This window comes from Aquiflexum sp. (genome assembly GCF_977115555.1).
The window spans coordinates 1-6,994 of the sequence record NZ_CDSBKL010000215.1 but is presented as its reverse complement, the minus strand read 5'-3'; the positions used below and the strand labels follow the sequence as shown (position 1 = coordinate 6,994).

7 protein-coding genes and 1 pseudogene are annotated in these 6,994 nt (G+C 41.3%); 4 read left to right on the top strand and 4 right to left on the bottom strand.

Features of this window, described 5'->3' with window-relative positions:
* Positions 1 to 410: pseudogene (locus tag ACZFYI_RS13010) on the top strand (UbiA family prenyltransferase); the annotation flags it as partial.
* Between the two features lie 25 nt (positions 411 to 435).
* Here the strand turns inward: ACZFYI_RS13010 and ACZFYI_RS13005 are convergent.
* Complete coding sequence (locus tag ACZFYI_RS13005; protein ID WP_462524561.1) at positions 436 to 1,548, bottom strand: NAD(P)/FAD-dependent oxidoreductase; 1,113 nt, start codon at positions 1,546 to 1,548, stop codon at positions 436 to 438.
* Between the two features lie 124 nt (positions 1,549 to 1,672).
* On the opposite strand from ACZFYI_RS13005, the gene ACZFYI_RS13000 reads away from it, so the two are divergent.
* Together ACZFYI_RS13000 and ACZFYI_RS12995 are read left to right on the top strand one after the other, a co-directional pair.
* Entirely contained in the window at positions 1,673 to 4,201 is a 2,529-nt protein-coding gene (locus tag ACZFYI_RS13000; protein WP_462524560.1) for a zinc-dependent metalloprotease, read from the top strand.
* A 110-nt stretch (positions 4,202 to 4,311) separates the two neighbouring features.
* Positions 4,312 to 4,731: a Fur family transcriptional regulator gene (locus ACZFYI_RS12995; RefSeq protein WP_462524559.1), complete on the top strand. Its 420-nt coding sequence runs from the start codon at positions 4,312 to 4,314 to the stop codon at positions 4,729 to 4,731.
* Here ACZFYI_RS12995 and ACZFYI_RS12990 read toward each other — a convergent pair whose 3' ends face one another.
* A complete protein-coding gene (locus ACZFYI_RS12990) occupies positions 4,732 to 4,962 on the bottom strand; it encodes a hypothetical protein (protein ID WP_462524558.1) in 231 nt (76 codons plus the stop codon). It abuts the gene before it with no gap.
* Positions 4,963 to 5,130: 168 nt separating this feature from the next.
* On the opposite strand from ACZFYI_RS12990, the gene ACZFYI_RS12985 reads away from it, so the two are divergent.
* Positions 5,131 to 5,646 carry a YcxB family protein gene (locus ACZFYI_RS12985; RefSeq protein ID WP_462524557.1) on the top strand — a complete coding sequence of 172 codons (516 nt, stop codon included), beginning with the start codon at positions 5,131 to 5,133 and terminating at the stop codon, positions 5,644 to 5,646.
* A 227-nt stretch (positions 5,647 to 5,873) separates the two neighbouring features.
* Here the strand turns inward: ACZFYI_RS12985 and ACZFYI_RS12980 are convergent, their stop codons facing one another.
* Together ACZFYI_RS12980 and ACZFYI_RS12975 are read right to left on the bottom strand one after the other, a co-directional pair.
* Positions 5,874 to 6,374: a fasciclin domain-containing protein gene (locus ACZFYI_RS12980; protein WP_462524556.1), complete on the bottom strand. Its 501-nt coding sequence runs from the start codon at positions 6,372 to 6,374 to the stop codon at positions 5,874 to 5,876.
* Between the two features lie 252 nt (positions 6,375 to 6,626).
* The coding region (locus ACZFYI_RS12975) for a hypothetical protein (protein WP_462524555.1) at positions 6,627 to 6,994 on the bottom strand (368 nt) is incomplete at its 5' end.

Genomic DNA, 6,994 nt, shown 5'->3' with positions numbered 1-6,994 from the left:
TGTTGATTCCGGGCTTGCTCACAAGTCTGATGCTTTGGGGGTCTTATCCGCTGACTCAGGTCTACCAACATGAAGAAGATGCCAAAAGAGGGGATATTACCCTGAGCTTGAAACTTGGGAAAAAGGGCACTTTCGTATTTTCAAGCATCTGGTTTTTAGTGACCGGAATTGGCTTCACTTGGTTTTTCCTTGGTAAGAATCAGGAAATTGCAGTTTACGGTTTCCTTGCAGCCATGCTTCCTGTGATATTGTTTTTCTTGGTTTGGTTCTACTTTGTCCAAAAGGACGAAGAAAAATATACCAATTATACATGGACCATGTGGATGAACAGGATTTCTGCAATTGCTTTGAATGTTTTCTTTGCCTGGTATTTTCTGGAAAATACTCAGATTTTGCAGGTGTTTGGCTGAATTTCCGAATGTCCAAATTCAAATTTTAGAACCTTTCGCCATGCGTCCGCTTCATGATCTCTTTTGCCACAAAAGGAGAGCTTTTGATCAATCCTACCGAAAATTCTGAAACTGCCTTAGACCCAAAAAGCCACTGTACTTTTCTTCCTATCCAAAGCCTGCTTTTAAAGAATCGATTCCATTGCCTGTGATATTGGTTTTCAATCTGACTCCGGTTCTTGTTTTGAAGAATGGCTTCAGCCGCCAATTTGCCTGTGTGAATGGCTATCGCCATACCATTACCGCAAAGCGGGGTAATCAAACCTGCCGCATCACCAACCATCAGAATATGATTTTCAACAGGCTGCTTTGGTGAAAAATTGATCTCGTTGATGACTTCCGGTTTGTCGAAAAGAAATTCACTGTTCTGAAAAATTTGTCTGAGATGGGGATTTTTATGGAGTACTTCTTTTTCCATTTCCGGGATGCTTCCAAAGTGACGGAGTTGTTCTTTTGAACCCAAATAACAAAGATTAAAAATCCCCTTTTCCACCTGGTTAATGCCACAATAGCCTCCTTCAAAATTATGAAGGGCGACGGTATTCTGATCAAAGTCTGTTTTGACATGGTACTTCACCCCAATAAATGGACTGCGCTGATTCATAAAATCTCTATGCATGGATTTATCCACTTTGGATCTTTTGCCAAAAGCACCGATGACATGATTTGCAGTAAGTGAATTTCCTTTGTTCAATTGAAGCACAAATCTGTTTTCTTTCGGTTCAAATTCAAGACTCTCCACTTGGGTCTGAAGTAAAAATTTTACGCCGACAGCCTCAGCCTTTTGGTATAAAAAATAATCCAAGGCATACCTGCTGATCCCAAAACCGCCGAGATCTAAAGGCATGTTTGCTGTTTTTCCTTTGATTGAAGTCAATTGGAATTTGTTGATTTCGGAAGGTCCTATTTCGTCAGGAAAAAGATTTTCCCGGAGCAAAAAGTCTTTCACTTCATTGGAGATGTATTCTCCGCAGACACGGTGAAAGGGGTAGTACTTTTTTTCTATGAGCAAAACCTCCCGACCTTTTTTTGCGAGCTGATGTGCTGCAACCAATCCCCCAAGTCCACCGCCGATGATAATAATGTCTGAATGCTGCATAAAACAAGAGAGCCTTTTAAATGGAATGAATTGCCGTTTATCAAATTTCGGTCTTTGAATTTAAGAAAAGCCCTGAATTACGGGTTACTTTCAAAGGTTATTAATCAAGTCAACTAAATATCACATGAAGAAGTTTACCCAAATGTATTTACGAAGGGGATTGACGTTTCTTCTTTTGCTGGGAATGGTCTTTGTCGGAGACGAAGCATTTGCACAAAAGAAAAAGAAAAAAAGTTCCAAAAATGCCCCTGCTGCCGCTGCTCCTGCCCCTGCAAGACCGGCACCACCTAAGACCGGCCCAAAGCCTTATGGGGAGGTCATTACAGACAAAGCCAAAACCAAGGAAGGGCTTTTCAAAGTCCATGAATTGGATGGCAAATATTTTTATGAAATTCCCGACACCCTTATCGGGAGAGAAATGCTCATTGTCACGACCATTGCCAAAACCGCAGACGGAATCGGTTATGGAGGCGAAAGAACCAATACCCTGCTCGTCAGATGGGACCAAAACGGAGACAATATACTCCTGAAAGTAGTTTCTTACAGTAACACTGCGGCTGACTCTTTGCCGATTTTCACTGCCGTAAAAAGCTCAAACTTGGAACCGATCCTCCAAAAATTTGATGTAAAGTCAAAAGCTTCTGACAAAAATGGTACAGTCATAGAAGTGACAGACCTTTTTTCTAAAGATGTGCAGGCAATCGGATTGCCTAGAAACAGAAGAACACAGTACAAAGTCACTCGATTGGACAATGAGCGCTCTTACATCGATCGAATCAGTCCCTACCCGATTAATATAGAAGCAAGGTATGTGATGACTTATGCGGCGACAGAACCCCCATCCAATGCAAGTACAGGATTGATTACTGTAGAGATGAATTCTTCCATGGTTTTGTTACCAAAAGACCCCATGATGCAGCGTCTGTCAGATAGACGTGTGGGTTGGTTTAGCCGATCAGTGGTGGATTATGGTCTCGACGAACAAAAAGCAGCGAGAAGGACTTTTCTTGACAGGTGGAGACTGGAAGTGAAGGAAGAAGATTATGAGAAATTCAACAGAGGTGAATTGGTAGAACCCAAGAAACCAATCGTATTCTATATCGATCCGGCTACACCCGAAAGATGGAGACCTTACCTAAAGCAGGGAATTGAAGATTGGCAAAAAGCTTTTGAAGAAGCAGGTTTCAAAAATGCCATCCTTGCCAAAGATGCACCTACCAAAGAGGAAGATCCAGATTGGAGTCCTGAAGATGCACGTTATTCTGTCATCAGGTATTTTGCATCGGACATCCAAAATGCCTATGGCCCGCACGTATCCGATCCACGCTCAGGAGAGATTATTGAATCAGATATAGGTTGGTACCATAATGTGATGAACTTACTTAGAAACTGGTTCTTTATCCAAACAGCAGCAGTAAATCCTGAAGCAAGGGGAGTCAATTTTAGAGAAGAAACCATGGGCAGGTTGATCAGATTTGTATCCTCTCACGAAGTTGGACATACTTTGGGCCTTCCCCACAACTTTGCTTCTTCGCATGCTTACCCTGTTGATTCTTTGCGTTCAGCTACATTCACCAAAAAATTTGGAACAGCACCATCTATCATGGATTATGCGAGATTCAACTACATTGCCCAACCAGGAGATGCAGATGTCAGCCTGATGCCGGATGTAGGGCCATATGACAAATACTCCATCGCATGGGGTTACAGACCGATTTTGGAGGCTAAGACTCCAGAGGAAGAACAACCTACTTTGGACAAATGGATTTTGGCCAAGCAGGGAGATCCTGTTTACCGATTTGGCCGTCAAGGCAACAGCTACGATCCAAGCAGTCAAAGTGAAGACTTGGGAGACGATGCCATGAAAGCTTCTGATTATGGCATCAAAAACCTGAAAATCATCCTTCCAAATCTGATGACATGGACCGCAGAAGCTGACAAGCCTTTCAAAGATTACAGTGACCTCAATGAAATGTACGGTCAGGTTATCGGACAGTACAACAGGTACATGGGACATATCAGAACCAATGTAGGTGGGGTGTATGAATTCTATAAATCTGCCGGACAGGGAGAAGCCGTCTATGTCCACACTGACAAGAACAAGCAGAAGCGTGCCGTCCAGTTTATCAACAAAGAGCTTTTCGCCACACCTACCTGGCTGATGGATGAAAAAATCATCGAAAGAACCGGAGATTTCGGGGCATTGGAAAGAATCCGTGGAGTTCAAGTTTCTACTTTGAACGGAATTCTGGAATGGGGTAGGCTTGGAAGAATGATCGAAAACGAAGCCCTAAACGGTAAAAATGCCTATACTATGGTTGAGCTTTTTGACGACCTGCGTGGCGGAATCTGGACAGAATTGCCTAGCGGAAAAACCATTGATGTGCACAGAAGAAGTCTTCAAAGGGCACATATTGAGCGTTTGGAATTGTTGCTTACAGGAAATGAACCGACACTTCCAGCGCAGTTTAGGGCTTTTGTAGGTCCTCAGATCAATGCTTCCCAATCAGACATCAGACCAATGGCGAGAGGCGAGCTGAAAACGTTGCAAAGACAGATTACTGCCGCAATTCCAAGAACCTCTGACAGACTATCCAAGCTCCATCTTGAGGATGCATTGGAAAGGATCAATACAATATTGGATCCAAAATAAAATCAAGAGAATAACTTTCTACATCTGAAAGAGGCCAAGCTGAACAAGTTTGGCCTCTTTTTGTGTTGTAACCTTAAGTGTCTATTTTTACCCAACAATAATTTAAAGCGATGTCCCACAGCCCACTTCAGATTCTTCAGGAACACAACCTGCGGATTACCAATTGTAGACAGGAAGTATTAAAAACTTTCTTGGAAAGGCAGGTAGCGCTTTCGCATTCAGATTTGGAGGAAGTGTTGCAAAAGGATTTTGACAGGGTGACGATCTACAGGACATTGAAGACCTTTTTGGACAATGACCTCGTCCATAAAGTCCTTGATGACAGCGGCGCTACGAAGTATGCTTTGTGTTCACATTCCCATGAGGGAGAGCATCATCACGATCACGAGCATGTGCATTTCAAATGTGAAAAGTGCGGGAAAACAATTTGTATTGAAGAAGTGAGTTTGCCAAAAATAACATTGCCTGAAGGCTATATCAATAAAGAAGTGAGTCTATTGATCCAAGGAGTATGCGACAAATGCAATTGATCAAACCTCCAAGGGTTCTCTAGGAACTTTTTTTGTAGGCGAATCTGTTGGCCAAATCACACCGGGTGGCAAATCTATTTTGGGAGGGGTAAAATCTTCCACACCGCCGTCTCCATCATCACTACTATCTGAATTTCGCCCGAGATTAGACTTGGTCATAGTAGCCACAAAATAAATCAGCACCACATAGGCGACTCCACACAAGACCAAATCAACTATTAAGCTACTCATATTCAGAGAAATTTGAATCAATTTACTACAAAACCTTTTAGAAGTCAATCATTTAACTTACCAATACCAAAATTGATTTGAGAAATTTTAAAAAAATCAATTGGTTTCCTGTTTAACTTGTGAAATAAGGGATATCATTAGATATTTGCGCACGAAAAAAATTAAGTAATGATAGTCAAAACAAAAAAATATCAATTAGAAACAGGTACCTATATCAAGCTGGGACTGACCAACATCCTCAAAGAACAATGGTGGGTAGTACTGATCGCCATCGCAATTGGATGCGGCTATTTTTGGATTGCCTCTTGGTGGTGGATTAGCATGGCCATTTTGGCATATGTTTTATACTGGCTTTTTTGGGTGATCCAGTTTGCGGGCGTCACCCAAATGGAACAGAATAAGGTCATTTTTGAAAAAATGTCTTATGAAATTGACAGCAGGCAGATTTTGATGAAGCTCAATGCCCAACAGGGAATGCCCATCAAATGGGATTTGATCAAAAAAGTGGACCTGACCAAAGAAGCCTATATCCTGACTATGTCCAAAGCACAATTCATCTATCTTCCTTTCAAAATCTTCAACACTGAAAATGAAAGGAAATTTATGGAAGCCATCCTCAGAAGAAAAGGATTTCTTCCTGAACAGCCCACGGGCAAAATAGCCACGGCGGAGGTGAAAAAGTAAAGAGTCCATGGCCGATAGTCTATAGCCCAACGCTGCTACAATGGCTCTTCAATCCAAGATTTTATTTGGTTACCTGCTAGGAAGCGAATTTATACAAAAGCAAAAAGGCCTGATTCGATGTGAATCAGGCCTTTTTTGTTGATTTTCTAATCTGAACCACTTATAAATCAGGGTTTGAAATTCAAAAACAAGTGGCTGTCGACAGTTGACGGTAGCTTGTGAACACCTTACATTTTTGGCAAAATCACCGTATCGATTACGTGAACCACACCATTGGAAGCTTCGATGTCTGCAGTAGTCACAGTGGCATTGTCTACCATGGCTTTTCCACCTTTCAATGTGATAGTCACTTCAGAACCTTGAGCGGTTTTGGCTTTCATCCCGTTTTTCAGGTCTTTGGAATAAACTTTTCCAGGAACAACATGGTAGGTCAACACAGCCACCAATTGGGCTTTGTTTTCAGGCTTCAAAAGATTCTCCACCGTACCTGCAGGAAGTTTGGCAAAAGCCTCGTTTGTAGGCGCAAAAACTGTAAATGGGCCATCGCCCTTCAATACACCGACCAAGTCACCGGCTTTGACAGCAGCTACCAAGGTGGAAAGGAATTCTGTCTGAACCGCTAAGTCAACAATATCCGCTTCAGGGTTCAATGAAGCATCCTTGTTCAATGTGAATGATGAAGTCAAGAAAAAGCTGAACAACATCGCAATGGCAAATAATTTTTTCATGGTAACAATAGTTTTGGTTAGGCAATTTAAAGCCCAAACCATATCTTATTGTTTATCAAATATTTGTGAAATTTTGTGAATAGATTTTGATTTACGGAAAGCAGTTGTTGGTTTACAAAAAATGACTGCTTAAAGAAATGATTTATTTGAATGGTATCAAATTTTGATTCCCGTAGATTGCGGTGACCTGCGCAGAAAAATGCTGTATTGGGTTTGGGAAAGCATGGATTTAATTCGGCCACGCAAGATTACCTAATATTCAAATTTTATGGAGTAATATTTCAACAATTCCTTATTATTCTGTTGATCTAAATCACGAGTTGAAATGTAAATGGTATTTTTACCCGCCCAAAAAACTGCTGTTTTTTCTTCTTCACTAATATCATTTCCGGTAAAATCAAATTTGAAAAGTGACCATACTCCATCCTTTGAAGTTTTACAAATTTCAATTTGCAAGTGGTTATCACTACCCCCCCTTTCTAATCCAACCCAATGACCGTCTTTGGACATTACTCCAAATGAGCCTCGAAATCTTTGGTGCCCTGAAGCAATTTCATTTGTGCTTGCAAACACGAAACTCGCTTTTGAATAATGATTGTCTAAAATGTAAAACAAGAATA

What these genes read in the sequence shown, in the direction of transcription:
- ACZFYI_RS13005 (WP_462524561.1), bottom strand. Translation starts at nt 1,548, where the DNA reads ATGCAGCATTCAGACATTATTATCATCGGCGGTGGACTTGGGGGATTG.
- ACZFYI_RS13000 (WP_462524560.1), top strand. Translation starts at nt 1,673, where the DNA reads ATGAAGAAGTTTACCCAAATGTATTTACGAAGGGGATTGACGTTTCTT.
- ACZFYI_RS12995 (WP_462524559.1), top strand. Translation starts at nt 4,312, where the DNA reads ATGTCCCACAGCCCACTTCAGATTCTTCAGGAACACAACCTGCGGATT.
- ACZFYI_RS12990 (WP_462524558.1), bottom strand. Translation starts at nt 4,962, where the DNA reads ATGAGTAGCTTAATAGTTGATTTGGTCTTGTGTGGAGTCGCCTATGTG.
- ACZFYI_RS12985 (WP_462524557.1), top strand. Translation starts at nt 5,131, where the DNA reads ATGATAGTCAAAACAAAAAAATATCAATTAGAAACAGGTACCTATATC.
- ACZFYI_RS12980 (WP_462524556.1), bottom strand. Translation starts at nt 6,374, where the DNA reads ATGAAAAAATTATTTGCCATTGCGATGTTGTTCAGCTTTTTCTTGACT.